23 protein-coding genes and 1 pseudogene are annotated in these 25,700 nt (G+C 63.7%); 18 read left to right on the forward strand and 6 right to left on the reverse strand.

Annotation, left to right across the window (positions count from 1 at the left end):
- Positions 1-93 precede the first annotated feature (93 nt).
- The 3 genes from ACZ9C1_RS22080 to ACZ9C1_RS22090 are packed head-to-tail and all read left to right on the forward strand — an operon-like array spanning position 94 to position 2,692.
- The gene (locus tag ACZ9C1_RS22080; RefSeq protein WP_110704083.1) at positions 94-1,530 is read left to right on the forward strand and encodes a cytochrome ubiquinol oxidase subunit I; all 1,437 of its coding nucleotides are present in this window, start codon (positions 94-96) and stop codon (positions 1,528-1,530) included.
- Between the two features lies 1 nt (position 1,531).
- Positions 1,532-2,539 carry a cytochrome d ubiquinol oxidase subunit II gene (cydB, locus tag ACZ9C1_RS22085; RefSeq protein WP_102684552.1) on the forward strand — a complete coding sequence of 336 codons (1,008 nt, stop codon included), beginning with the start codon at positions 1,532-1,534 and terminating at the stop codon, positions 2,537-2,539.
- A 12-nt stretch (positions 2,540-2,551) separates the two neighbouring features.
- Entirely contained in the window at positions 2,552-2,692 is a 141-nt protein-coding gene (locus ACZ9C1_RS22090; protein ID WP_102684551.1) for a DUF2474 domain-containing protein, read from the forward strand.
- Positions 2,693-2,755: 63 nt separating this feature from the next.
- Here the strand turns inward: ACZ9C1_RS22090 and ACZ9C1_RS22095 are convergent, their stop codons facing one another.
- Together ACZ9C1_RS22095 and ACZ9C1_RS22100 are read right to left on the reverse strand one after the other, a co-directional pair.
- Positions 2,756-3,880: a methyltransferase gene (locus ACZ9C1_RS22095; protein ID WP_277502765.1), complete on the reverse strand. Its 1,125-nt coding sequence runs from the start codon at positions 3,878-3,880 to the stop codon at positions 2,756-2,758.
- Between the two features lie 97 nt (positions 3,881-3,977).
- Entirely contained in the window at positions 3,978-4,682 is a 705-nt protein-coding gene (locus ACZ9C1_RS22100) for an autoinducer binding domain-containing protein (protein ID WP_476254387.1), read from the reverse strand.
- A gap of 215 nt (positions 4,683-4,897) precedes the next feature.
- On the opposite strand from ACZ9C1_RS22100, the gene ACZ9C1_RS22105 reads away from it, so the two are divergent.
- Complete coding sequence (locus ACZ9C1_RS22105; protein ID WP_102684548.1) at positions 4,898-5,674, forward strand: ferredoxin--NADP reductase; 777 nt, start codon at positions 4,898-4,900, stop codon at positions 5,672-5,674.
- Between the two features lie 68 nt (positions 5,675-5,742).
- On the opposite strand, the gene mscL is transcribed toward ACZ9C1_RS22105, so the two are convergent.
- A complete protein-coding gene (gene mscL / locus ACZ9C1_RS22110) occupies positions 5,743-6,156 on the reverse strand; it encodes a large-conductance mechanosensitive channel protein MscL (protein WP_046857209.1) in 414 nt (137 codons plus the stop codon).
- A gap of 178 nt (positions 6,157-6,334) precedes the next feature.
- Between mscL and radA the strand changes: the two genes are divergently transcribed.
- The 8 genes from radA to ACZ9C1_RS22150 all read left to right on the forward strand — a co-directional run bounded on the left by radA (position 6,335) and on the right by ACZ9C1_RS22150 (position 17,510).
- Complete coding sequence (gene radA / locus ACZ9C1_RS22115; protein ID WP_476254388.1) at positions 6,335-7,702, forward strand: DNA repair protein RadA; 1,368 nt, start codon at positions 6,335-6,337, stop codon at positions 7,700-7,702.
- Between the two features lie 72 nt (positions 7,703-7,774).
- Positions 7,775-8,278, forward strand: a complete 504-nt coding sequence (locus ACZ9C1_RS22120) for an RNA polymerase sigma factor (protein ID WP_102684547.1) — start codon at positions 7,775-7,777, stop codon at positions 8,276-8,278.
- Between the two features lie 68 nt (positions 8,279-8,346).
- The gene (locus ACZ9C1_RS22125; RefSeq protein ID WP_102684546.1) at positions 8,347-9,336 is read left to right on the forward strand and encodes a FecR family protein; all 990 of its coding nucleotides are present in this window, start codon (positions 8,347-8,349) and stop codon (positions 9,334-9,336) included.
- Between the two features lie 195 nt (positions 9,337-9,531).
- On the forward strand, positions 9,532-12,201 hold the full coding sequence (locus ACZ9C1_RS22130) for a TonB-dependent receptor (RefSeq protein WP_476254588.1): 2,670 nt from the start codon (positions 9,532-9,534) through the stop codon (positions 12,199-12,201).
- A gap of 82 nt (positions 12,202-12,283) precedes the next feature.
- Positions 12,284-12,901, forward strand: a complete 618-nt coding sequence (locus ACZ9C1_RS22135; RefSeq protein ID WP_367857170.1) for a heme acquisition protein HasA — start codon at positions 12,284-12,286, stop codon at positions 12,899-12,901.
- Between the two features lie 169 nt (positions 12,902-13,070).
- A complete protein-coding gene (locus ACZ9C1_RS22140; protein WP_277502774.1) occupies positions 13,071-14,831 on the forward strand; it encodes a type I secretion system permease/ATPase in 1,761 nt (586 codons plus the stop codon).
- Between the two features lie 4 nt (positions 14,832-14,835).
- Positions 14,836-16,167, forward strand: a complete 1,332-nt coding sequence (locus ACZ9C1_RS22145; RefSeq protein ID WP_476254389.1) for an HlyD family type I secretion periplasmic adaptor subunit — start codon at positions 14,836-14,838, stop codon at positions 16,165-16,167.
- 5 nt (positions 16,168-16,172) lie between these two features.
- Positions 16,173-17,510, forward strand: a complete 1,338-nt coding sequence (locus tag ACZ9C1_RS22150) for a TolC family outer membrane protein (protein WP_102683878.1) — start codon at positions 16,173-16,175, stop codon at positions 17,508-17,510.
- 100 nt (positions 17,511-17,610) lie between these two features.
- On the opposite strand, the gene ACZ9C1_RS22155 is transcribed toward ACZ9C1_RS22150, so the two are convergent.
- On the reverse strand, positions 17,611-19,128 hold the full coding sequence (locus ACZ9C1_RS22155; protein WP_023630301.1) for a nucleobase:cation symporter-2 family protein: 1,518 nt from the start codon (positions 19,126-19,128) through the stop codon (positions 17,611-17,613).
- Positions 19,129-19,389: 261 nt separating this feature from the next.
- On the reverse strand, positions 19,390-19,758 hold the full coding sequence (locus tag ACZ9C1_RS22160) for a PilZ domain-containing protein (protein WP_102683876.1): 369 nt from the start codon (positions 19,756-19,758) through the stop codon (positions 19,390-19,392).
- 164 nt (positions 19,759-19,922) lie between these two features.
- Between ACZ9C1_RS22160 and ACZ9C1_RS22165 the strand changes: the two genes are divergently transcribed.
- From ACZ9C1_RS22165 to ACZ9C1_RS22190, 6 genes and pseudogenes are all read left to right on the forward strand, one after another.
- Positions 19,923-21,989 carry a carbon starvation CstA family protein gene (locus ACZ9C1_RS22165; protein WP_102683875.1) on the forward strand — a complete coding sequence of 689 codons (2,067 nt, stop codon included), beginning with the start codon at positions 19,923-19,925 and terminating at the stop codon, positions 21,987-21,989.
- Positions 21,990-22,002: 13 nt separating this feature from the next.
- Positions 22,003-22,200: a YbdD/YjiX family protein gene (locus ACZ9C1_RS22170; RefSeq protein ID WP_008094130.1), complete on the forward strand. Its 198-nt coding sequence runs from the start codon at positions 22,003-22,005 to the stop codon at positions 22,198-22,200.
- A 78-nt stretch (positions 22,201-22,278) separates the two neighbouring features.
- Positions 22,279-23,250 carry a GTPase gene (yjiA, locus tag ACZ9C1_RS22175; RefSeq protein WP_139668525.1) on the forward strand — a complete coding sequence of 324 codons (972 nt, stop codon included), beginning with the start codon at positions 22,279-22,281 and terminating at the stop codon, positions 23,248-23,250.
- Positions 23,251-23,397: 147 nt separating this feature from the next.
- Positions 23,398-23,517, forward strand: a pseudogene (locus ACZ9C1_RS22180) (GTP-binding protein); the annotation flags it as partial.
- 112 nt (positions 23,518-23,629) lie between these two features.
- On the forward strand, positions 23,630-24,013 hold the full coding sequence (locus ACZ9C1_RS22185) for a type II toxin-antitoxin system RelE/ParE family toxin (protein ID WP_476254589.1): 384 nt from the start codon (positions 23,630-23,632) through the stop codon (positions 24,011-24,013).
- Positions 23,982-24,281 (forward strand): helix-turn-helix domain-containing protein, encoded by a 300-nt coding sequence (locus tag ACZ9C1_RS22190; RefSeq protein ID WP_094010329.1) that lies wholly within the window; start codon positions 23,982-23,984, stop codon positions 24,279-24,281. The genes ACZ9C1_RS22185 and ACZ9C1_RS22190 overlap by 32 nt, the downstream gene beginning before the upstream one ends.
- 60 nt (positions 24,282-24,341) lie before the next feature.
- Here ACZ9C1_RS22190 and glyA read toward each other — a convergent pair whose 3' ends face one another.
- Positions 24,342-25,595, reverse strand: a complete 1,254-nt coding sequence (glyA, locus tag ACZ9C1_RS22195) for a serine hydroxymethyltransferase (protein WP_094010328.1) — start codon at positions 25,593-25,595, stop codon at positions 24,342-24,344.
- Positions 25,596-25,700: the final 105 nt, after the last annotated feature.

The raw sequence follows: 25,700 nt of genomic DNA on the forward strand, positions 1-25,700 counted from the left end.
AGAACAATTCCAACGCGCCGCACTCGATACCCGTGGGGGCAGTGGGCGACAGGCCATGAGCCCGGTCGCCAGATTACCTGAAGAGGAAGCACCATGTTCGGATTGGAAGCCCTAGAGCTCGCCCGAATCCAGTTTGCCTTTACCGTGTCCTTTCACATCCTGTTCCCGGCCATCACCATTGGCCTGGCGAGCTACCTGGCGGTCCTCGAAGGCCTTTGGCTGAAGACCGGCGACAACACCTACCGTGACCTCTATCACTTCTGGTCGAAGATCTTCGCCGTGAACTTCGGCATGGGGGTGGTCTCGGGCCTGGTCATGGCCTACCAGTTCGGTACCAACTGGAGCCAGTTCTCCGATTTTGCCGGTTCCATCACCGGCCCCCTGCTGACCTACGAGGTGCTCACGGCATTCTTCCTCGAGGCCGGTTTCCTCGGCGTCATGCTGTTCGGCTGGCACCGTGTCGGCCGGGGGTTGCACTTCTTCGCCACCTGCATGGTGGCGCTTGGCACGCTGGTGTCGACCTTCTGGATCCTCGCCTCCAACAGCTGGATGCAAACCCCCCAGGGCTACGAGATCGTCAATGGCCAGGTGATTCCGGTGGACTGGTTCGCGGTGATCTTCAACCCGTCCTTCCCCTATCGCCTGATGCACATGGCCACCGCGGCCTTCGTCGCCACCGCGTTCTTCGTCGGCGCCTCGGCAGCCTGGCACCTGCTGCGCGGGCGTGACAATCCGGCGGTGCGCAAGATGCTGTCGATGGCCATGTGGATGGCCCTGGTGGTGGCGCCGATCCAGGCCGTGATCGGCGACTTCCATGGCTTGAACACGCTCAAGCATCAGCCGGTGAAGATCGCCGCCATCGAGGGCCACTGGGAGAACAAACCCGGTGAACCGACGCCGCTGATCCTGTTCGGCATTCCCGACATGCAGGCCGAAACCACGCGCTTCAAGGTCGAGATCCCAGCCTTGGGCAGCTTGATCCTGACCCACAGCCTGGACAAGCAAGTGCCGGCGATGAAGGAGTTCCCACCTGAGGACCGACCCAACTCGACCATCGTGTTCTGGTCGTTCCGAGTCATGGTCGGTTTGGGCATGTTGATGATTTTTGTCGGCCTGTGGAGCCTGTGGCTGCGCAAGCGCGGCACCCTGTACAGCTCGCGCCCGTTCCTCTACCTGACCCTGTGGATGGGCCCGTCGGGGTTGATTGCGATCCTCGCCGGCTGGTTCACCACCGAGATCGGCCGCCAGCCGTGGGTGGTCTACGGGCTGATGCGCACCGCCGATGGGGTGTCCAACCATAGCTACGCGCAGTTGGGGTTCACCCTGGTGATGTTCGTGGTGGTCTACTTCGCGTTGTTCGGCACCGGTCTGGGCTACATGATGCGCCTGGTGCGCAAAGGGCCCAAGACTGGTGAAGGCGATGAGCACACCCCCGGTGGCCCTGGCCAGAAACGCACGCCGGCGCGGCCGCTGTCCGCCGCCGATGAAGGCCATGAGGCCGACTCCAGCAGCCTGAGCAAGGGGAACTGAGATGGGTATCGATCTTCCGCTGATCTGGGCCGTGATCATCATCTTCGGCGTCATGATGTATGTGGTAATGGATGGTTTCGACCTGGGCATCGGCATGCTCTTCCCCTTCGTCCAGGATGAGCGTGACCGCGATGTGATGATGAACACGGTCGCCCCGGTATGGGACGGCAACGAGACCTGGCTGGTGCTGGGCGGGGCAGCGCTGTTCGGGGCTTTCCCGCTGGCCTACTCGGTGGTGCTCGAGGCACTGTACCTGCCATTGATCCTGATGCTGGTGGGCCTGATCTTCCGTGGCGTGGCGTTCGAGTTCCGCTTCAAGGCCAGGGCCCACAGGCGTCATATCTGGGACAAGGCCTTCATCTGGGGCTCACTGGTGGCGACTTTCTTCCAGGGGGTGGCGCTGGGCGCGTTCATCGAAGGCTTCAAGGTGGTCGACCGTAAATTCACCGGCGGCACCCTGGATTGGCTGACCCCGTTCACCGTGTTTTCGGGCCTGGGCCTGATCGTCGCCTACACGCTGCTGGGCTGCACCTGGTTGATCATGAAGACCGAAGGGCCCTTGCAGCAAAAAATGCATGACATGGCCCGCCCCCTGGCGCTGGTGCTGCTGGTGGTCATCGGTATCGTCAGCCTGTGGACGCCGATCGCCTACCCGCAAATCGCCGAGCGCTGGTTCAGCATGCCCAACCTGATCTGGTTCATGCCGGTGCCGATTCTGGTGCTGGTGACCTTCTACGGGTTGCTGCGGGCGGTGGCGCGTAACGCCCACTACACCCCGTTCCTGCTGACGCTGGTGCTGATCTTCCTTGGCTACAGTGGGTTGGGCATCAGCTTGTGGCCGAACATCATCCCGCCGTCGATCAGCATCTGGGATGCCGCGGCGCCGCCACAGAGCCAGGGCTTCATGCTGGTGGGCACGCTGTTCATCCTGCCGTTCATCCTCGGGTACACCTATTGGAGCTACTACGTGTTCCGCGGCAAGGTGACCCATGAAGACGGCTATCACTAGGAGCGTCGGGTGATGAATGTCGAAGAGAAGAAACCGCTGTGGCAACGCCTGGGTTGGCTGGTGCTGATCTGGGGGGTGAGCGTGGCAGCGCTTGGGGTGGTGGCTTATGGCATGCGCATGTTCATGAGCGCGGCAGGCCTGAGTACTCACTGAGCCATTGAGTGATCGCGGGGCAAGTCGCAGCGGTGCACCGCTGCGACTTGCCCCGCGATGCTTTTATTTCCGGGCCTTGAGCACCACGAACTTCGGCGTCGCCGCGACCTGCTCGACACCCCGGAACAAGCGCGCCAGCTTGCTGTGGTAGCCCAGGTGGCGATTGCCGACGATGTACAGCGCGCCACCGACTTCCAGTGCCTCGCGGGCCTGCTGGAACATGCGCCAGGCGAGGAAGTCGCCGACCACCTGCTGCTGGTGGAACGGCGGGTTGCACAGCACCACGTCCAGCGATTGTTTCTCCTGCCCCGCCAGGCCGTCCGCAGCCTTGATCGTCACTTCGCGTTCGCCCAATGCCGCCCGCCAGTTCTCCCGCGCCGACTGCACCGCCATGTACGACTCGTCGACCAAGGTGAAATGCGCATCCGGATTGGCCAGGGCGCTGGCAATCGCCAGCACGCCATTGCCACAGCCAAGATCGGCTACGCGGGCGCGACCCAGGTCACGCGGCAGATGCGGCAGGAAGGCACGAGTGCCGATGTCCAGGCCTTCGCGGCAGAACACGTTGGCGTGGTTGACCAGCTCCAGGGGCGGCGTCTCCAGACGATAGCGACTGGGGTAGGGGGAATGTGCGAGAGGCTGTTGCGTCACAGTGGCAATCAGCAGGCGCGCTTTCTTCTGCGCCAGCGACGCCTGCACCGGGCCGATGTACTTCTCCATAAGATCGCCGGCGGCTCTGGGCAGGTACTTGATCATCGCCCCGGCGATCACCTGGGCGCCAGGCGCCAATTGGCCCTGCAGGCGGATCAGTTGCTCCTCGAGCAGGGCCAGGGTCTTGGGCACGCGCACCAGCACGCGGTCGAACGGGCCCTGGAAGGGCTCATTGGCCGGGATGAAGGGTACGCTGTCGAACGGCTTGCCGTTACCCGCCAGGTTTTTCTCCAGGGCCAGGTGCGCCAGGTGCGAGTCGCCGCTGCTAGTCACGTCCAGGTGCCCGGCCAGGCTGGCGGCCAGGGCGCCGAAGCTGTCGTTGAGCACCAGCACCTTGCAGCCTGCGCCTGGTGCCTGGGCGGCCATGTGTTCCAGCAGGTACTGGTCGGCGGCATCGAACGCCAGCAGCGGGTCGTTGGCTTGCTCCGGCTGGCGGATCAGGTCGAGGTCGGCGAAGGGGCTGTTGAACAGGGGCATGGCGTGGGGCTCTGCTGCGAATCCTGCCCGGCGCGCTGTGCGCGGGCTTGCGGCGGGTGATTCTACAGGGCTTTACGTCTGTGCGGGGGGCGGGCTGTCAGAGCAGGCCTCGCAGGGCGGCGATGGCGATGGCGCCGGCTTTGTTGGAGGCGTTGGTCTTGCTTATCACACTGCGGATATGAAAATTCACGGTACTGGTCGACAGCGAGAGAATCATCGCCACGTCGGCGGCGGTCTTGCCGGCGGCGGACCACTTGAGCACTTCAAGCTCGCGTTCGCTCAATTGCGGCAGTGGGCTGTACTTCGCCAGGTGGTGCGTGCTGAGGGCGGCGTGCAAGGTGTTGCACAGCCACATTACCTGGGCGCTCTTCTCGAACAGTTCGTCACGAGAGACTGCGCCTTTGGCCCTGGAGACGCTCAACTGGCTTTCGTTGTGCTGCTGGTCGTGCACTGACTGGCTCCAGCCATGGGTCATGCCGTAGGCAGTGGCGGCCTCCCGCAGCTGAGGCACCTCGTGGAACAGTTCGTCGTTCCAGACCAGTGGCAGCGTCATATGGTGGCATTTTGATACTGATGGGTCTATCTTGATGAAGTCTTCAGCCTGGTAGCGCGCATTCCAGGCGCTTGGGTAGTTGTTGTAGAGGATCACCTGGGGACCACGAGCAGCCACATGCAGGTGCAGCGTCAGGCCGACGAACTCCATGTCCAGTGCCTGGGCCAGTTGCACGGCCTGGCCGAACAACAGTTGCGGTTCCTGTTCCTCCAGCAGCTGCTGGAGTTGCTCACTCTTCCAATGTGGCATCGATGAAGCTCCCTTTGCGTCTCTGTGGATCCAAAGTCAGCATTGCACGGTCCGTAGTGTAGGAAATCTCCTAACGGTGTGCTGGGTTTTTTTGTTATAGCTGCCACGCATCCTTAGTTGTTTGCGCTTGGTGCCATGGCATGCCCTACAAATCGACGGTGTTTATCTCCGCTACTTTGCGCGACACTGTGCGCACTTGATTCGTGGAGCCCGTCATGACCGCCAGCGCCGACAAATTCACCCGCCAGACCCTGCTCGGCGTCCAGCCCCTGACCCCCAACCTGTTTTCCCTGCGCGTCACCCGCGATGCAGGCTTTCGCTTCCGTGCGGGGCAGTTCGCCCGGCTGGGCGTGAGCAAGGCAGATGGCAGCGTCGTCTGGCGCGCCTATTCCATGGTGAGCGCGCCCCATGACGAACATCTCGACTTCTTTTCCATCGTGGTGCCCGGTGGGGAGTTCACCAGTGAGCTGAGCCGCTTCGGCGAAGGCGACACCCTGCTGATCGACCGCCAGGCCTTCGGTTACCTGACCCTTGACCGCTTCGTTGGCGGTCGTGACCTGTGGCTGCTGGCCACTGGCACCGGCATCGCACCGTTCATGTCGATCCTGCAGGACTTCGAGGCCTGGGAGCGCTTCGACAACATCAAGCTGGTGTATTCGGTGCGCGAGGCGAAGGAGCTGGCGTATGTCGATGAAATCGCCGCGCTGGAACAGCGCGACTACCTGGCGGAGTACGCGGGCAAGCTGCAGTTCATTCCGGTGGTCACCCGAGAGCAGCATCCGGGTGCGTTGAATGCGCGGATCACCACGTTGATCGAGAACGGTGAACTGGAGAAGGCGGCGGGGTTGGCGCTTTCGCCGGAGCATTCACGGATCATGCTGTGTGGCAACCCGGAGATGATCGACGAGACGCGCAAGGTGCTCAAGGCGCGGGACTTGCAACTGAGCCTGAGCAAGCGGCCGGGGCAGGTGGCGGTGGAGAACTACTGGTAAGGAACAATGGCGCCTTTTGGATCGCCGTCACTGGGGCCGCTGCAAAGCGGCCCCAGTCGTTTTGTGCTTCAGGGCTGGCGATTCTGCGCCTTGAGCAGGTCACGAATCTCGGTCAGCAGGGTTTCCTCGGCGCTGGGCACCGGCGGAGCGGTCGGTGCCACTGCCTCTTCGCGCTTGAGGCGGTTGATCACTTTCACACCCATGAAGATGGCGAAGGCGACGATGATGAAGTCGAGCACGGTCTGGATGAATTTGCCGTAGGCCAGCATTACGGCCGGCACATCGCCTTCGGCAGCCTTGAGCGTGATGGCCAGGTCGCTGAAGTCGACACCGCCGATCAGCAGGCCGATGGGGGGCATGATCACGTCACCGACGAAGGACGAAACGATCTTGCCGAATGCCGCGCCGATGATGATACCCACCGCCATGTCGACGACATTTCCCTTGACCGCGAAGGCCTTGAATTCACTGAGCATGCCCATGCTGTATTCCTTTGTTACGAATGGAGAGGTAAACGCAGTGTAAGCCACTAAAACGCTTCATGCGTGACGTTCGCAGCTACAGACTGTTTATAGAGCGAATAGTTTTGTCGCCCGCCGAGGGCTCCGGGGCACGTCCGTGTTCGGCTATCATGGCGGTTTTTTCTAGGAGACCCAGCCCATGGCCAAGGCCAAGCGTTTGTATGGCTGCACCGAGTGCGGCGCGACCTTCCCCAAGTGGGCCGGGCAGTGTGGCGAGTGCGGGGCCTGGAACACCCTGGTCGAGAGCATGATCGAAAGCGGCGGCGCCGCGGCACCGAGCGGGCGCACCGGCTGGACCGGGCAGCAGGCGCAGATCAAGACCCTGGCCGAAGTGAGCGTCGAGGAGATCCCGCGCTTCACCACCAGCAGCACCGAACTCGACCGTGTGCTGGGCGGCGGCCTGGTGGATGGATCGGTGGTGCTGATCGGGGGCGATCCGGGTATCGGCAAATCGACCATCCTCCTGCAGACCCTGTGCAACATCGCCATGCAGATGCCGGCGCTGTATGTCACCGGCGAGGAGTCGCAGCAGCAGGTGGCCATGCGTTCCCGGCGCCTGGGCCTGCCCCAGGACCAGCTCAAGGTCATGACCGAAACCTGCATCGAGACCATCATCGCCACCGCGCGCCAGGAAAAGCCGCGGGTGATGGTGATCGACTCGATCCAGACCATCTTCACCGAACAACTGCAGTCGGCGCCGGGTGGCGTGGCCCAGGTGCGCGAGAGCACGGCATTGCTGGTGCGCTACGCCAAGCAGAGCGGCACGGCGATCTTCCTGGTCGGCCACGTCACCAAGGAGGGCTCGTTGGCCGGTCCACGGGTGCTCGAGCACATGGTCGACACCGTGCTGTATTTCGAGGGCGAGTCCGATGGCCGCCTGCGCCTGCTGCGCGCAGTGAAAAACCGCTTTGGCGCGGTCAACGAACTGGGCGTGTTCGGCATGACCGACCGCGGCCTCAAGGAAGTCTCCAATCCGTCGGCGATCTTCCTCAACCGCACCCAGGAAGAGGTGCCCGGCAGCGTGGTCATGGCTACCTGGGAGGGCACCCGGCCGATGTTGGTGGAAGTCCAGGCGCTGGTCGACGACAGCCACCTGGCCAACCCACGGCGGGTAACCCTGGGCCTGGACCAGAATCGCCTGGCCATGCTGCTGGCGGTGCTGCACCGGCACGGTGGCATCCCCACCCACGACCAGGACGTGTTCCTCAACGTCGTGGGTGGCGTGAAGGTGCTCGAGACTGCCTCCGACCTCGCGTTGCTGGCGGCGGTGATGTCCAGCCTGCGCAACCGGCCGTTGGCCCATGGCCTGCTGGTGTTCGGCGAGATCGGCCTGTCGGGCGAAGTGCGCCCGGTGCCCAGTGGCCAGGAGCGTCTGAAGGAGGCGGCCAAGCATGGCTTCAAGCGTGCCATCGTGCCCAAGGGCAACGCACCGAAAGAGGCTCCCGCCGGGTTGCAGGTGATTGCCGTGACCCGTCTGGAACAAGCGCTGGATGCACTATTCGAGTAGGTCATTTTCTTGTAAGTGATTCTCAATAACGAGTAGCATACCGCCACCTTGCGACCACCTCATGGAGCGCGTGTGGCGGAGTTAGACCTCAAGCGGCTGTTTCTCAAGCACGCGAAAAACCTTCAAGGCCTGCTCTCGCGCAAGGTGCGCGACCCACAGCTGGCCGCTGACCTTGTGCAGGACAGTTTCCTGCGCCTGGCCGAGCAGCAGCGTACCGAGACCATCGACAACGCCCAGGCGTACCTTTATCGCACCGCGCACAACCTGATGATCGATCACGTGCGTCAGCAGCAAAGGCGCAAGACCGACACGGTGCCCCACGAGGCTTTCGAGGCGCTCGTCGAGGATGGCCCCGGGCTCGAGGAGCAAGCCGTGCGCGAGCAGCACCTGCGTCGCCTGCAGACGATCCTTGGCGAGTTGCCCGAGCGCACCCGGGAAATCTTCCGCCTCAACCGCCTGGAAGGCATGACCCATGCCGAGGTTGCCCGGCAACTGGGGATCTCCGACAGCTCGGTGCAAAAGCATCTGGCCAAGGCCCTGGCCTATGTGATGCAGTGCCTGCAGGAAACCGAATGACCAACGGTTTACTGACAAATGCCGCTTCAGACGTCAGCCCAGACATAACCAGATCGCGAGAGAACCGTGTGAGCAGCCAGAACGAGCAAGCCATCCGCGAGCAGGCCGCCGAGTGGGTGGTGCTGGAAGGGGGCGGCCCCCTGAGCCCGGCGCAGCAGCTGGCGTTGGCGCAATGGTGCGGCAGCGATCCGCGCCATGCACGGGCCTATGCCTTCGCCCAGGCGATCTGGGCCGATCTCGGGCAGGTGGCGAGCCTGGCACCGACAACGCCGCACCGGGCGCCAGTAGCCCGGGCCGAGCGTCCGCGTGGCCGGCGTCGGCCGACGCGGCTGCGCTGGGCGGTGGCCAGCAGTGCGTTGCTGCTGTTGGCAATACTGGGTGTCGAACAAGGCCCTCGATTACTGCTCGACTGGCGTGCCGACTACGCTGCGGCTGGCGAAGTGCGCCGCGTCAGCCTACCCGATGGCAGCCAGGTCGATCTGGACAGCGGCAGTGCCGTACAGCTCGACTTCGATGGTCGGCAGCGTCGGGTGCGCCTGCTGGCGGGGGAGGCGGTGTTCAGTGCGGCGCCGGTCAGCGCGGATGAGCCGCGGCCCTTCGTGGTCGAATATGCCGGTGCCACCAGCCAGGCACTGGGCACCCGATTCGTGGTGGGCAAGGCGGGTGATGGCGGCTGGGTGGGCATGCTCGAGCACAGTGTCGACGTGCGCCTGCAAACGGCGCCGACCCAGGGGGCCGCCCATCAGCTCCTGCAGGAGGGGCAGGCAGTGCGCTACGACCAGGCCCAGGGTATCCGGCCATGGAGTGGCCACGATCTGCAGCGCGCCACCGACTGGCAGCGAGGTGTGCTGGTGTTCGAGCGCCAGCCTCTGGCCGAGGTGGTCGAGCGCCTGAACCGTTATCGCGATGGCCGCCTGATGGTGGTCGATGGCACGCTGGCGCAGCGGGAAGTGAGCGGGGTGTTCCGCCTCGACAACCTGGCCGTCGCCGCCGATACCCTTACCCGCGAGTTGAAGGCCAAGCGCCTGCAGTTACCGGGTTTGACCGTGATCTACTGAGTCTTTCGCAAAAACTTTCATCTGGTGTTACTGAGTTTTCCCGCGTTGCTCGTCTGACTGTTGAGATTGATTTTCATTACTAGAAAACGCCAACAGACGAGACGCGCAGTGAGCACGCAATCAACTCGACCCCTCCGGCCTCTGAGCCGCATCGCCCTTGCCGGCAGCCTGGCCCTGGGCACCTGCACCCTGCCGATGGGGATCGGCATGGTGCAGGCTGCTACCGCCGTCAGCAGCGCCAGGCACACCGTCATTCAGTTCGACATCCCTGCCCAGGCCCTCGACAGTGCCGTCCTGGCCTATGCCGAGCAGTCCGGTGTGCAGGTGTTCTTCGACAGCCGAACCCTGGCTGGCTTGCAAAGCGAAGGCCTGCACGGTGGCTACAGCATAGAAGAGGGGTTGCACCGGTTGCTGCGCGGCATGCCCGTACGCTATCGCTTCAGTGCTCCGGGCCAAGTAGGCCTGGAGCGCCTGGCGGAGGGTGGCCAGGTCATGGAACTGGGCGCCACCCATATTGACTCGATGCGTGACGGCGACTGGGTCTACCAGACGCCTCGCTCGGTCAGCGTGATCACCCGCGAGCAGATCGACAAACGCCCGCCGCGCCACGCTGCCGACCTGCTCGAGCAGACTGCCGGGGTGTACACAGCGGTCAACCAGCGCGACCCCGGGCTGTCGGTGAACATCCGCGGCGTGCAGGATTATGGCCGAGTCAACATGAACATCGATGGCATGCGCCAGAACTTCAGTGTCAACGGCCACCAGCAGCGCAACGGCACGATGTTCATCGACCCGGAGTTCATCCAGGGCGTGGAAATCGACAAGGGCACCTCTGCCGGCATGGGGGGCGCCGGGGTGATCGGTGGCATCGCCAGTTTCAATACCGTCGAGGCCCGTGACCTGCTGGGCGCCGGCAAGGAAGTAGGCGGTCGCCTGCGCGCCGGCCATGGAATCGGCGAGCTGGGCAATGGCACGTACTTCAACGGCAGTGCGCTGTTTGCTGCCGGCAACGAGATAGGCGACATCCTCGTCGGCTACAGCGAGCGGCACTTCGGCGACTACCGCAGCGGCACGCAGAATGCCGACAACCTGGGCACGCAGATCCGCGGCAAGCTGGAGAATCGCGAGGCCTGGAAGAGCTGGCTGCACGGTGAAGTCGGGGCGATGGACAGCATCACCCGCTCCCAACTGTTCAAGTTCGGCATCAACCTGCCTGAGCATCAGCGCCTGCAGTTCAGCTACTTCGAGACCGATGCCGACAGCAAGGATGCCTGGACCTACAACGACAGCAACAGTAACCGCTATTACTACCGGGTCACCGGGACCAATGACATCAATGCGAAGAACGCTGCAGTCGACTACAGCTTCTCGCCCGACAACGACCTGATCGATTTCAAGGCCAAGCTTTATTACGTAACCACCCGCCAGGACCGCTGGAACGCCGACAACATGTCCAGCGTGGGTACCGGCAACCGTGTCGAGGCCTATACCGACCGCTTCCAGACCGACACCTGGGGGCTGCAGGTGCAGAACACCTCGCGCTGGCACTTCGGGCAAGTCGACACCTTGAGTTTCAACTACGGCACCGAGCTGTTCCAGGACAGTTTCCGTCCCAGCACGGACCGTGTCGCCGCCCAGAACGAAGTGGAATCGCTGCCCTATGTGCAAGGTGCCAATCCCAAGGGTAAGCGGATCATGGCCAGCCTGTTCGGCAATCTCACCTACGAGCATGACGACTGGCTCAGCCTGGATGCTGGTTTGCGTTATGACCGCTACCGGCTGAGCGGCAAGACCGGCGTCACCACCTGGATGTACCCCGAGGGGGTCACCGAGGTCAGCCTTTCGCGCCAGCAGACCCACATGATCTTCGACGAGCAGACGGAGGAAGGCCGTTTCTCGCCAACCTTCGGTATTGCGGTCAAGCCAGGGCCGGACTGGTTGCAGGTCTACACCCGCTGGGGCCGTGGCTGGCGTCCGCCGGCGGTGACCGAGGTGTTCATGAGCGGCCGCCCGCATGCCGGCGGCAGTGCCGAGATGGTCTATCCCAACCCGTTTCTCAAGGCCGAGGAATCGCACAACTGGGAGTTGGGGCTGAACATTTTCAAGGAGTCGCTGCTGCGCGACGGCGATCGGTTCGGCGCCAAGGTCGCCTACTTCGACACGCGCATCGACAACTTCTCGTTTCTCGACACCAATGTCTCGTTGCCCGGCAGCAGCGTGGCGGGTATCGCGCTGGGTCGCTCGGCCTACCAGAACAACCTGGAGACCACGCGCTTTCGCGGCGTGGAATACAGCCTGGATTACGACGCCGGCGCCTACTACGGGCAGCTCAGCTACACCCACATGATCGGCAGCAACGAGTTCTGCTCCAACCAGTTCTACATGGGCGGCGCACAGCGGCTGGTCAGTGCCGGCACCGTCATGCGCCCGGTCCGTGTGGGCAGCCGCATCATCATGCTGCCGGTGCGGGTATCACGCGCCGAGGGCGCGGCGGACACCAACAGTATCGTCAGTTGCGGCGACATCATGGGCAACGCCTCCTATATGCCTGCAGACCGCGGCGCGCTGACCCTGGGCATGCGCCTGCTCGATCGCACCCTGGATGTAGGCATGCGCGTGCGCTACAGCGAAGGCAATGGCGAAAACCTCAAGAGCCATACCTACAACCAGATCGATCAGGCGCAGTGGCCCCAGTACACAGTCTATGACCTGTACGCCAGCTACTGGATGACTTCCAGCCTGAACCTGGCCCTTTCCCTGGAAAACGCCACCGATGAGGCCTACTTCGTGGCCATGGGCGACGGCAACAACCTGTCGCTGGCCCGTGGCCGCACCTTGAGCGGCATGCTCGAGTACCGCTTCTGATCCAACCGGGTTTGCCCATTCCGGGCGACGCGAAGGCACGGAACACGCCTTCGTCATCACTGTGCAACAACGAGGAACCGTCATGACCCTTTCCGTTAACTACGACGCCGCATTCGCCAGCTCCACCGTCGACGATTACCTGGCCTTCTGGAGTGCCGGCTTCGTCACCGCCGGCCACGGCTACAGCAACACCGGCGGCTTCAGCAACGGCACCTTCGACGGCGACCAGTACGCCACTCACGGTCGCAACAGCTCGGATTACGCCTTCGTTGCCGACAGCGACAGCGCCAACGGCCTGCACTACGTGTTCGACCCTTCGAAGGCGCCGGGCGACAACCTCAATCACTACCTGTGGGGTTCGCTGGACAACGTTTCCCTGGGCGAAGTGCTCGGCGGCGGCAGCGGCAGCGACTTCACCCTGAGCAACTACGTGGTCAGCTTCAACGGCCTCGACCTGGATGCCGCGCAGGGCGCAGGTCGTGCCGGCAACGAAGTGCAGAGCGTGATCTACGGCCTGATGCAGGGCAACACCTCGGCCCTGGAGGGCGTGCTCGACAACCTGCTGGCCGGTTATGGCGTGTCCACCAACAGCACCTTCGCCGAGATCGGCGCGGCCCTGGCCGCAGGCCCCGCTCACGCGGCCTCCGCCGAAGCGGTCGGCGTGCAGGCGCTGCCTGAGGACCTGGCCCTGGCGGCCTGAGCGCAGGCATGAAAAAGCGAATGGAAGGTTACCCTGCCATTCGCTGATCTGATGCACTTACCCCGCAGCCCGTGTCTTTGCCGGGCCCAGGCTGCGGCGGTGCGAATTCTGTGGCGACGATGGCGCGAATGCAATCGCCTGTCGGCGCCTTCCAAGAGGTTTCCAACAAATGCGAACCGCTCCCGCCGCGGCCAATGAAGTGCTGCGGGCGCTCAAGGCCTGCCGTGCCGGGCTTGGCAACGTCGCGTTGTTCACCGCGGTGATCAATGTGCTGATGCTGGCGCCGGCGCTCTACATGCTGCAGGTCTATGACCGGGTTTTGTCGTCGCGCAACGAGATGACCCTGTTGATGCTCAGCCTCATGGTGCTCGGGGTGTTCGCCTTCATGGGGCTGCTGGAGTGGCTGCGCAGCCAGGTGGTGATCCGCCTGGGCACGCGCATGGACATGGACCTCAACCCGCGGGTGTTCGAGGCGGCCTACGAGGCCAGCCTGGCCGGGCACAAGGGTGCGGCGGGGCAGATGCTCGCCGATCTGACCGCGCTGCGCCAGTTCGCCACCGGCCAGGCGTTGTTCGCCTTCTTCGATGCGCCGTGGTTCCCGGTGTACCTGCTGGTGATGTTCATGTTCAGCCCGTGGCTGGGCCTGATGGCGCTGGCGGGCGCGGTGTTGCTGACGGTGCTGGCGTGGGTCAACGAGCGCATGACCCAGGCGCCGTTTGCACAAGCCGGGCAACTGTCGCAGCAGGCGGGCCTGGAGGCCAGCGCCAACCTGCGCAATGCCGAAGTGATCGAGGCCATGGGCATGCTCGGCGCCGTGCGCCAGCGCTGGGCACGGTTGCATCATGGGTTTCTGGCCCGGCAGAACCTGGGCAGCGAGCGTACCGCGGCGGTCACCGCGCTGACCAAGACCGTGCGCCTGGCCTTGCAGTCGCTGGTGCTCGGGCTGGGCGCCTGGCTGGCCATCGAACAATTGATCACCCCGGGGATGATGATCGCCGGCTCCATCCTCATGGCCCGCGTGCTGGCGCCGATCGACCAGTTGATCGGTGCCTGGCGTCAATGGAGCGGTGCGCGCCTGGCCTATCAGCGTCTGAGCGAGTTGCTGCAGGCCCAGCCGCCGCGCCCGGCGGGCATGCCGCTGCCGGCCCCGCTGGGCAAACTCACCGTCGAGCAGGTGGGTGCGACGCAACCGGGCAGCAGTCGCCTGTGCCTGAACAACTTGGGTTTCGAACTGCCGGCGGGCGAGTCGCTGGGGATCATCGGCCCTTCGGGGTCGGGCAAGTCGACCCTGGCGCGGCTGCTGGTCGGCTCCGGCGCGCCGATCACTGGCAAGGTGCGCCTGGACGGCGCCGACCTGCGGACCTGGGACCGTGGCGCGCTGGGCCAGCATATCGGCTACCTGCCGCAGGATGTGCAGCTGTTCGCCGGCAGCATTGCCGACAACATCGCCCGCCTGGGCCTTGTCGATGCCCAGCAAGTGGTCGCTGCAGCGCAGCTGGCGGGCGTGCACGACATGATCCTCGCGCTGCCGGGTGGTTACGACACGCTGCTGGGGGAGGGCGGCATGGGGCTTTCCGGTGGCCAGCGCCAGCGCATCGGTCTGGCACGTGCGCTGTACGGGCTGCCGGCGCTGATCGTGCTCGACGAACCCAACTCCAACCTCGATGAGGCCGGTGAGCGGGCGCTGGTCGAGGCCATTGCCAGGCTGCGCGAGTACAAGCGCACGCTGATCCTGATCACCCACAAGTCCTCGCTGCTGGCCGGTCTGGACAACCTGTTGATGCTCAAGGGCGGCCAGCTGCAAGCCTTCGGCCCCACCGCGAGGGTACTGCAGGACGCCCAACGGGCTGCTCGGCCCGCCCCCGTCGCCCCCTCCACCGCCCGCAACCCCATCGGCCTGAACGTCACGTTCGGCCAGCCAAGAGCCTGACTTCATGAGCGTACACGCCCTCTCCATGCAAAAGACCGAGGCAAGCCTGCTCAGCCTCGATGAACACCGGCCGGGCCGTGTCGGCCGCTGGCTGGTGCTGGCTGGTTTCGGCGGCTTTCTGCTGTGGGCCGCGCTGGCGCCCTTGGACAAGGGCGTGCCGGTCAGCGGCAGCGTGATGGTCGCCGGTAGCCGCCAGGCCGTGCAGCACCCCACGGGTGGGGTGATCGAGCAGTTGCTGGTGCGTGACGGTGACACGGTGAACTCCGGCCAGGTGTTGCTGCGCATGGACGCGACCCAGGCCCAGGCCCAGGTCGGCTCGTTGCGGGTGCAGTACGTCAACGCCCGCGCCGGGGAGGCGCGCCTGTTGGCCGAGCGCGATGGTCGGGCGACGCTTGCCTATCCCGAAGACCTGCAGGCCCAGGCGAACCTCCCCTGGGTGGCCACGGTGCTGGAAGGGCAGCGCCAGCTGCGTGGCAGCCGGGCCCAGGCGCTGGACATGGAGCTCGGCGGCCTGCGCGAGAGCATTGCCGGAGCCGAAGCCTCGCTGCAGGGGCTGCAGGGTTCGCTGGCCAGCAAGCAGGCCCAGCGCGATGCACTGGACGAGCAGTTGCGCGGCCTGCGCGAGCTGGCCCGGGACGGCTATATCGCCCGCAATCGCTTGCTCGACAGCGAGCGCCTGCTGGCCCAGGTCAATGGCTCGATCGCCGAGGACTTCGGCAACATCGGTCGCACCCGGCGCCAGGTGCTGGAGCTGAAGCTACGTATCGGCCAGCGCCAGCAGGAGTACCAGAACGAGGTGCGCCAGCAGCTCGCCGAACTGCAGGCCAGCGCCGAGGACCTGGGCAACCGCTTGCGCAGCGCCGAATTCGAACTGGCCCATGCCCAGGTGCGGGCCCCGGTGGCCGGTACGGTGGTCGGCCTCAGTGTGTTCACCAATGGCGGGGTCATCGCCCGCGGCCAGCAACTGATGGAGATCGTGCCGCGCGATGCGCCTTTGCTGGTCGATGCGCGGGCCTCGGTGGAGATGATCGACCGCCTGCGCCCCGGCTTGCCGGTGGAGCTGATGTTCGTGGCGTTCAACCAGAGCACCACGCCGCGGGTGGACGGCGAGGTGACCCTGGTCTCGGCAGACCGCCTGGTGGACGAGAAGACCCATCAGCCCTACTACCAGGTACGTATTAAGGTCAGCGAACAGGGCCTTGGGCAACTGGCGGGCCTGGATATTCGCCCTGGCATGCCAGTGGAGGCCTTCGTTCGTACCGGCGAACGCTCGATGCTCAATTACCTGTTCAAGCCTTTGGCTGACCGGGTACACGTTGCCCTGGCGGAGGAGTAAGGGTGATGCCGGTATCTTTGCGTTTCGCAGGCCTGTTGCTGCTGCTCACCAGTCTCTCGGCGCAGGCCCTGGACCTGGGCGATGCCTATGCCCTGGCCCTGCGCAACGACCCAACCTGGCAGGGTTCGATCGCCGAGCGTGAGGCCGGGCTCGAAAACCGGGCGATCGGCCGCGCTGGTCTGCTGCCGAGGCTGTCGTACCGGTACAACCGTGCCCGCAACGACTCGGAGGTAACCCAGCGCAGCCAGTTCGGCGATGTGACCACCCAACGCGATTACCGCAGCTACAGCTCGACCCTGACCCTCGAGCAGCCGCTGTTCGACTATGCCGCCTGGAGTGACTACCGCCGTGGCGTGGCCCAGGCCGCGCTGGCCGACGAACGCTACCGTGGTCGTGGCCAGGAACTGATGGTGCGGCTGTTCGGCGCCTACAGCGAAGCGCTGTTCGCCAATGAACAGATCGCCCTGGCCCAGGCCCAGCGGCGTACCTTTGCCGAACAACTGACGCTCAACGAACAACTGGTCAAAGGTGGCGAGGGTACCCGCACCGATGTGCTCGAGACCCAGGCCCGCTACGAGTTGGCCCAGGCCCAGGAGATCGAGGCAGGCGACAATCTCGATGCGGCGTTACGGGCGTTACAGGCGATCATCGGCGAGCCGGTAGAGGTCGATGACCTGGCGCCGATGACCGGTGATTTTCGCGTCCAGCCACTGACGCCCGCGCGTTTCGAGCCCTGGCGCGACCTGGCTGTTGCCCGCAACGCCGAGCTGGCCAGCCAGCGCCATGGGCTGGAGGTCGCCGAGCAGAACATCGAGCGTCAGCGGGCCGGTCATCTGCCCTCGTTGAGTGCCTATGCCAGCAAGGGTATATCCAGCTCCAGCTCCGAGAGCAGCTATAACCAGCGCTACGACACCGACAGCATCGGCGTGCAGTTGAACGTGCCGCTGTTCGCCGGTGGCGGCGTGTCCGCGTCGGTGCGCCAGGCCCGCGCCCAGCGGGATGCCGCGGGCTTCGAGCTGGATGCGCAACTGCGCGACACGGTCAACCAGTTGCGTCGACAGTTCAACCTGTGCGCCAGTGGCACGGCGAAGATCCGCGCCTACGACCTGGCGGTCAAGGCGGCCACAGCCTTGGTGCAGGCCACGCGCAAGAGTGTTCAAGGCGGTGAGCGGGTCAACCTCGATGTACTGGATGCCGAGCAACAGTTGTTCGGTGCCCGGCGCGACCTGGCCCAGGCACGGCATGAGTACCTGCGGGCCTGGTTGCAGCTGCGCTATCTGGCGGGGGTGCTGGAGGCCGGGGACCTGAATGTGTTGAATCGGTACTTCGTGGCGCACGGCTAGAGCGATTGTGGGAGCGGGCTTGCTTCCACGCATCTGCCCAGACAAAAAAGGGAGCCGACGATGCGCGTCGGCTCCCCTCGATGACCGTCCTGGTCAGCGATCAGTGTTCGGCAACCGCCTTGCGCCTGGGCGTCTCGTTGCCGTGCTCGTCCAGTTCCAGCACCGGTACCTCGTTGCCCTCGGCGTCGAACAGCTTGCCATCCTTGAAGTAGTCGCCATCACGCAGGGCCGAGATGTCGGAGTACTGGATGGTGCGCTCGTAGGCCGCGGCGAACACCGACTGGTTTTCCGAGTTGCCGGTGGTGAAGTGGTTGAACATCAGGTTCAGCAGGATTGCCATGATCGCCGCCGAGCTGATGCCGGAGTGGAAGATGGTTTCGAACCAGCTGGGGAAGCTGTGGTAGAAGTTCGGCGCCGCGATCGGGATCATGCCGAAGCCCAGCGAGGCGGCGACGATGATCAGGTTGACGTTGTTCTTGTAGCTGACTTTCGACAGGGTGCGGATGCCGCTGGCAGCCACGGTGCCAAACAGCACGATACCGGCGCCGCCGAGTACCGGGGTAGGCACTGCCGCAATCACCCGGCCCATGATCGGCAGCAGGCCGAGCACCACCAGGATCACGCCGCCGGTGGCCACCACATAGCGGCTCTTCACGCCGGTCACTGCCACCAGGCCCACGTTCTGGGCGAAGGCGCTCTGGGTGAACGAACCGAAGATCGGCGCCAGGATGCTCGATGCCATGTCGGCGCGCAGGCCGTTGCCCAGGCGCTTGGAGTCGACCTTGGTGTCGATGATCTCACCGACCGCAAGGATGTCCGCCGAGGTTTCCACCAGGGTCACCATGATCACGATGCACATCGACAGGATCGCGGCGATGTGGAAGGTCGGCATGCCAAAGTGGAACGGGGTGGGGAAGGCGAAGATCGGGCCTTCGGTGACCTTGCTGAAATCAGCCATGCCCAGCGACCAGGCGATCAATGTGCCGGCGACCATCGCCAGCAGGATCGACAGGCGCGAAATGCTCGCGCTGCCCAGCTTGCTCAGCAGCAGGACGATGGCGAAGGTCAGTGCCGCCAGGCCGATGTTGGCCATGCTGCCGAACTCTGGCGATGCGCTGTTGCCGCCCATCACCCAGCGGGCCGCGACGGGCATCAGGGTGAGGCCGATGGTGGTGATGACGATGCCGGTCACCAGGGGCGGGAAGAACTTGGTGATACGCGAGAACACCGGAGTAATCAGGAACCCGATCAACGAGGCTGCCATTACCGCGCCCAGCACCGCCGGCAGGCCACCGCCGCCCTGGCTGCCGAGAATCGCGCCCATGGTCGCCACGCCCGCGAACGATACGCCCTGGACCAATGGCAGCTGGCAGCCGAAGAACGGCAGCCCAAGGGTCTGCAGCAATGTCGCAAGGCCACCGGCGAACAACGAGGCAGCGATCAGCAGGCCGATCTCCGCCGGGGCCAGGCCGGCGGCCTGGCCAAGGATCAGGGGTACGGCGACGATCCCTCCATACATGGTCAGGACATGCTGCAGCCCGTAGGCCAGGTTGGCGCCGAGGCCGAGGTTTTCGTCCTCGGGGCGCGGGGCGGGAGACGTGCTGGGGGACGTGGTCATTGGAGCAGGCTCTCTGTTTATTGTTGTGTCGCTACTGTAGACAACTAGTGCAAATAATTGCCACTAAAATTGTATACAAAGTTTTGATTGTAGCGCCGTAACGGGTGCGTCCAAGGTGCCTTAAACCTGGATGCACATTACGTTCCAACGTGCGGGAGGCTGTTCCAGAGGGGTGTGTACAAAGAGGCTGGTAAAGGCAGGAAAGCTGTCTGGCTGGACAAGAAAGCTGTCACAGCCAGATCATTAGCAAGCTAAGAGATATCAATCTTCGATGAGTTCGCGCAGCTCACGCATCATTTCGGTGCTGTCTGCCAGGTTCAATTCCACAAGACGGTGCAGATGAGTCATCGAATCGACATCTATGAACAGGCAGATAAAACCCAGTCGGGCGGACTCGTCGTGGCGCAGTTCAACCTGCATCCTGACCTGGGTTTTCTTGTCGTTGAGGTGGATGATCGCGTCGAAGTCCTGGGTGGGGTCGGCATCCCAGGGGCTTGGGCGCTCTACCAGCAAGCCCTTAAGCGACAGGTCCAGCAGTTTCACCAGCCAGCGACGTTCGCCCTGGCGCAGTTCGGTAGGGGCATCGAAGGCGATGCGCTGGAAGCGGCGGCGTTCGTCGTGGGCGTTCATGGTGGTTTCTCCGGGTGACATCCTGACTATAGTGAGTTTGGTATGTGCATCAGGTACGGCAATCTGGCCGCAGAGGCTCTAGACCAAAGCAAGTGTGGCAATGCGTCTTGACTGGCCCTAGACTCGATGGGCGGTCTTTCCAATCCACCAGCTGGAAGTAAACCATGAACAACAATAATAGCCTGCTACGCCACATTCCGTGGCTGGCGCTGGCAGTCGTAGGGGCCTGCGCGCTGGGTGTGGTCGCCCTGCGTCGTGGTGAGGCGATCAATGCCTTGTGGATCGTCGTCGCGGCAGTGGCCATCTACCTGGTTGCCTACCGTTACTACAGCCTGTTCATCGCCACCAAGGTGATGCAACTCGATCCTCGCCGGGCCACGCCCGCTGTACTCAACAACGATGGCCTGGACTACGTCCCGACCAACAAGCACATCCTCTTCGGCCACCACTTCGCCGCCATCGCCGGCGCGGGCCCGCTCGTGGGCCCGGTGCTCGCCGCGCAGATGGGCTACCTGCCCGGCACGCTGTGGCTGATCGCCGGCGTGGTGCTGGCCGGCGCGGTGCAGGATTTCATGGTCCTGTTCCTCTCCACCCGTCGCAACGGCCGCTCGCTGGGCGACATGGTCCGTGAGGAGATGGGCCGCATCCCCGGCACCATCGCCCTGTTCGGTTGTTTCCTGATCATGATCATCATCCTCGCGGTGCTGGCGCTGATCGTGGTCAAGGCCCTGGCCGAGAGCCCGTGGGGCATGTTCACGGTGATCGCGACCATCCCGATCGCGATGTTCATGGGCATCTACATGCGCTACATCCGTCCGGGCCGCATTGGTGAAATCTCCATCGTCGGCGTGGTCCTGCTGCTGCTGTCGATCTGGCTGGGGGGCCAGATCGCCGCGGATCCGGTGTGGGGCCCAGCGTTCACCTTCACTGGCGTGCAGATCACCTGGATGCTCGTGGGCTACGGTTTCGTCGCCGCGGTGCTGCCGGTGTGGCTGGTACTGGCGCCGCGCGACTACCTGTCGACCTTCCTCAAGATCGGCACGATCGTCGGCCTGGCCATCGGTATCCTGATCATCGCGCCCGAGCTGAAGATGCCGGCGCTCACCCAGTTCACCGACGGTACCGGCCCGGTCTGGAAGGGCACCCTGTTCCCGTTCCTGTTCATCACCATCGCCTGCGGCGCGGTGTCCGGCTTCCACGCGCTGATCTCCTCGGGGACCACGCCCAAGCTGCTGGACAACGAAACCAACGCCCGTTACATCGGCTACGGCGGCATGCTGATGGAGTCGTTCGTCGCCATCATGGCCATGGTTGCCGCCTCGGTGATCGAGCCTGGCGTGTACTTCGCCATGAACAGCCCGGCCGCAGTGGTCGGTGCCGACGTCGCCTCGGTGGCGCAGACCGTCAGCAGCTGGGGCTTCCTGATTACCCCCGAGCAACTGGAGGCGGTCGCCCGTGACATCGGTGAGCACACCATCCTGGCTCGTGCCGGTGGTGCGCCAACACTGGCGGTCGGTATCGCGCAAATCCTTCACCAGGTGCTGCCGGGTGAGAACACCATGGCGTTCTGGTACCACTTCGCCATTCTGTTCGAGGCACTGTTCATCCTCACCGCCGTGGACGCCGGTACCCGTGCCGGGCGCTTCATGCTACAGGACCTGCTGGGCAGCTTCGTCCCGGCGCTCAAGCGCACCGAGTCGTGGGGGGCCAACCTGCTCGCGACCGCCGGTTGCGTGGCGATGTGGGGCTACCTGCTGTACCAGGGCGTGATCGATCCGCTGGGGGGGATCAACACCTTGTGGCCGCTGTTCGGTATCTCCAACCAGATGCTGGCCGGTATCGCCCTGATGCTTGGCACCGTGGTACTGATCAAGATGAAGCGTCAACGCTACATCTGGGTCACCCTGGTACCTGCGGTATGGCTGCTGATCTGCACCACCGCCGCAGGCCTGATCAAGTTGTTCGACCCGAACCCGGCTGTGGGCTTCCTGGCCCTGGCCAAGAAGTACAGCACCGCGCTGGACGCCGGCCAGGTGCTGGCGCCTGCCAAGGACATCGGCCAGATGCAGCATGTGATCTTCAACGCCTACACCAACGCCGGCCTGACGATCCTGTTCCTGGTGGTGGTATTCAGCATCCTGTTCTTCGCCCTCAAGGTCGGTTATGCCGCCTGGGGCCGCAAGGAGCGCAGCGACAAGGAAACCCCGTTCCAGGCTTTGCCTGACGCTTGAGAGGAATGCCGCGATGTTCAACGACCTGGGTCGACTGGGCAAGTATCTGGGGCAGGCCGCCCGCCTGATGGTCGGCATGCCCGATTACGACAACTATGTCGAGCACATGCAGACCAAGCACCCGGACAAGCCGGTGATGAGCTACGAGGCGTTCTTCCGCGAGCGCCAGGAAGCGCGTTATGGTGGCAAGTCCGGGCCCAAGTGCTGTTGAACCCGCGACACGCATGAACCAGTGGGAGCCCGGGCAACCGGGCTCCCACTTTCATTTTCAGCTGCAGGAGACAACCGCGTGCAAACGCCGATTCCCGTTACCGTGCTGACCGGCTTTCTCGGCGCCGGCAAGACCACCCTGCTCAAACATATGCTCAAGGCCGAGCACGGCCTGAGGCTCGCCGTGATCGAGAACGAGTTCAGCGAGGCAGGCATCGACAGCCAACTGCTGGGCGATGAACCGGTGCAGGTGATGACCCTGGCCAACGGCTGTGTGTGCTGCAGCATCCATGGCGACCTGACCCGTGCCCTGTACCTGCTGCTCGAACGCCTGGACGCCGGCGAGATCGCCTTCGATCGCCTGGTGATCGAGTGCACGGGTCTCGCCGACCCTGCACCCGTGGCACAGACCTTCTTCATCGACGAAGAGCTGCGCGAGCGCTATATCCTCGATGGCATCATCACCCTGGTCGACACCGCCCACGCCGAACTGCACCTGACCCAGGCCATCGCCCAGGCCCAGGTCGGCTTTGCCGACCGCCTGCTGCTGAGCAAGACCGATCTGGTCGAGCCGCAGGTGGTCGACGCCCTGCGCGAGCGCCTGGCGCGCATCAATGGCCGGGCGGCGATCCGCGTGGTCGAGCATGGGCGTATCGACTTGGCCGAGCTGCTCGATGTGCGGGGGTTCAACCTCAACCCGGACCTGGGCATCAGCCCCGGGCCCAGCTTGCGCCCGGTCCTCAAACCCGCCACCCCGGATCGCATTTCGACGCTGGTGCTGCGCACCGAAACGCCGTTGGATATCGATCGGCTCAGCGACTTCATGAACGAGTTGCTGGAGCAGCACGGCAAGCAGCTGTTGCGCTACAAGGGCGTGTTGAATATCGCAGGTGAAGATCGCCGTTTGGTGTTCCAGGGAGTGCTCAAGCTGTACGGCTTCGACTGGGACGCCGAGTGGAAGGAAGGCGAGCCGCGGGAAAGTGTCATGGTGTTCATCGGCGATGAACTGCCGGAGGAAAAGATTCGGGCAGGGTTTGAGGCCTTGAGTTAAAGGGGGCAGAAGTATCTGATTTGCTCATGCCGCCTTATGGCGGCATTTTTTTCAAGCAGCGCCTAATTTGGCTATTGATGCAATTTATCAAGAATATTCAGCCTGCAAGAAACAATGGCGTTCAGGGGCTGGCGCGAGTCGAGCCGGCTCGACTGGGACACCTAGTGGAAGGAAGGTGAGCTGCGGGAAAGCGTGATGGTGTTCAATGCCGATGAGCGGCCGGAGGAAAGGATTCGGGCTGGTTTCGAAGCTTTGAGCCACGCCTGATTGAGATACAGCCGACTGTTCGATGCCGCCGTAAGGCGGCATTTTTTTGGCCTCGTTTCAACGATCAGGCCAGTCGAGGTGGCCGCTTGCAGGGGTACTTTTTTTGGTACACTTGGCCGCGTCGGATCTAAAACTAAATGTGCAGTTCTTCCGTAGTGCGTTGGGTAATGAGCCCGTGAGGGAGTGGCTAAAGAGCTTGGCACGTGAAGAACGCTATCTGATTGGCATGGAAGTCAAGACCGTTCAGTTGGGATGGCCACTTGGCATGCCCTTGGTCAGAAAGCTGGAGCACGGGCTTTGGGAAATCCGTATCGACATGGGGCATGTCGTTGCCCGTGTACTGTTCACGATCATGGATGGCGTGATGTTCATGCTCCATGGATTCATCAAGAAAAGCCAGAAAACGCCTTCAGCCGATCTGGCTCTGGCCAGGCAACGCAAGGCCAGCTTACGGAGGTCTCTACATGAACCCGCATATCGGTTCGAACTTCGATGATTTTCTCGCCGAAGAGGGCATCCTCGAAGAGGTCACGGCGGCTGCGCTGAAACGGGTGATCGCCTGGCAACTGACGCAGGCGATGAAGCAGCAAAAGATCAGCAAGAAGGCCTTGGCCGAGCGTATGCACACCAGCCGGGCGGCGGTCGATCGAGCCTTGGATCAGACTGACGCTGGCATGACCTTGGCAACACTGGCCAGCGCAGCCAGGGCCTTGGGGCAGCGCGTGGAAATACGTCTCGTACCGGATGTCGCACCAGCCCGATGAAGCACAAACATGAAAAAGCCCGGCACAAGGCCGGGCTTCTTCATTTCAGGCGTCTGCCAATCAGTTGCCGTACACCGGCAGCTTCTTGCAGATGGCCTTGACCTTTTCACGCACGGCGTCGATCACCGCTTCGTTGTTCAGATCGGCCAGGATGTCGCAGATCCAGCCGGCCAGTTCGCGGCACTCGGCTTCCTTGAAGCCACGGGTGGTGACGGCTGGGGTGCCGAAACGCAGGCCCGAAGTGACGAACGGCGAACGTGGGTCGTTCGGCACCGAGTTCTTGTTGACGGTGATGAAGGCCTTGCCCAGGGCGGCGTCGGCGTCCTTACCGGAGATTTCCTGCTTGATCAGCGACAGCAGGAACAGGTGGTTCTCGGTGCCGCCGGAGACGACGTCGAAGCCACGCTCGATGAACACGCTGGCCATGGCCTGGGCGTTTTTCACGACTTGTTGCTGGTAGGCCTTGAACTCAGGCTGCAGGGCTTCCTTGAAGCAGATCGCCTTGGCAGCGATGACGTGCTCCAGCGGGCCGCCCTGGGCGCCTGGGAAGACGGCGGAGTTCAGCTTCTTCTCGATGTCGGCGTTGGCGCGGGCCAGGATCAGGCCGCCACGTGGACCGCGCAGGGTCTTGTGGGTGGTGGTGGTGACCACATCGGCGAACGGCACAGGGTTCGGGTACACGCCAGCGGCGACCAGGCCGGCGACGTGGGCCATGTCGACGAACAGGTAGGCACCGACCTTGTCGGCGATTTCGCGGAAGCGTGGGAAATCCAGCACTTGCGAGTAGGCGGAGAAGCCGGCAACGATCATCTTCGGCTTGTGCTCGACAGCCAGGCGCTCGACTTCGTCGTAGTCGATCAGGCCGTTGGCGTCGATGCCGTACTGGATGGCGTTGTACAGCTTGCCCGAGGAGGAAACGCTGGCACCGTGGGTCAGGTGGCCGCCGTGGGCCAGGCTCATGCCCAGGATGGTGTCACCGGCCGACAGCAGGGCCAGGTAGACAGCGGCGTTGGCCTGGGAACCGGCGTGCGGCTGGACGTTGGCGTAGTCGGCGCCGAACAGCTCCTTGGCGCGGTCGATGGCCAGCTGCTCGACGACGTCGACGTACTCGCAACCACCGTAGTAGCGCTTGCCTGGGTAGCCTTCGGCGTACTTGTTGGTCAGAACCGAACCCTGGGCCTCCATGACCGCCGGGCTGGTGTAGTTTTCCGAAGCGATCAGCTCGATATGCTCTTCCTGGCGCAGGGCTTCTTGCTGCATGGCTTCGAAGAGCTCGGCGTCGTACTTGGCAATGGTCAAATCACGGCTGAACATGGCGGTCCTCAAGGATCGGGCAGAATTGGGGGAGCATTCTAACCGATTGATTCGCCGCTGGCATATGAAGTGGCATCAAGTCGCGGACCAATGGGCTTCATGTTG

The sequence above is a fragment of the Pseudomonas sp. TE21435 genome (assembly GCF_056279265.1).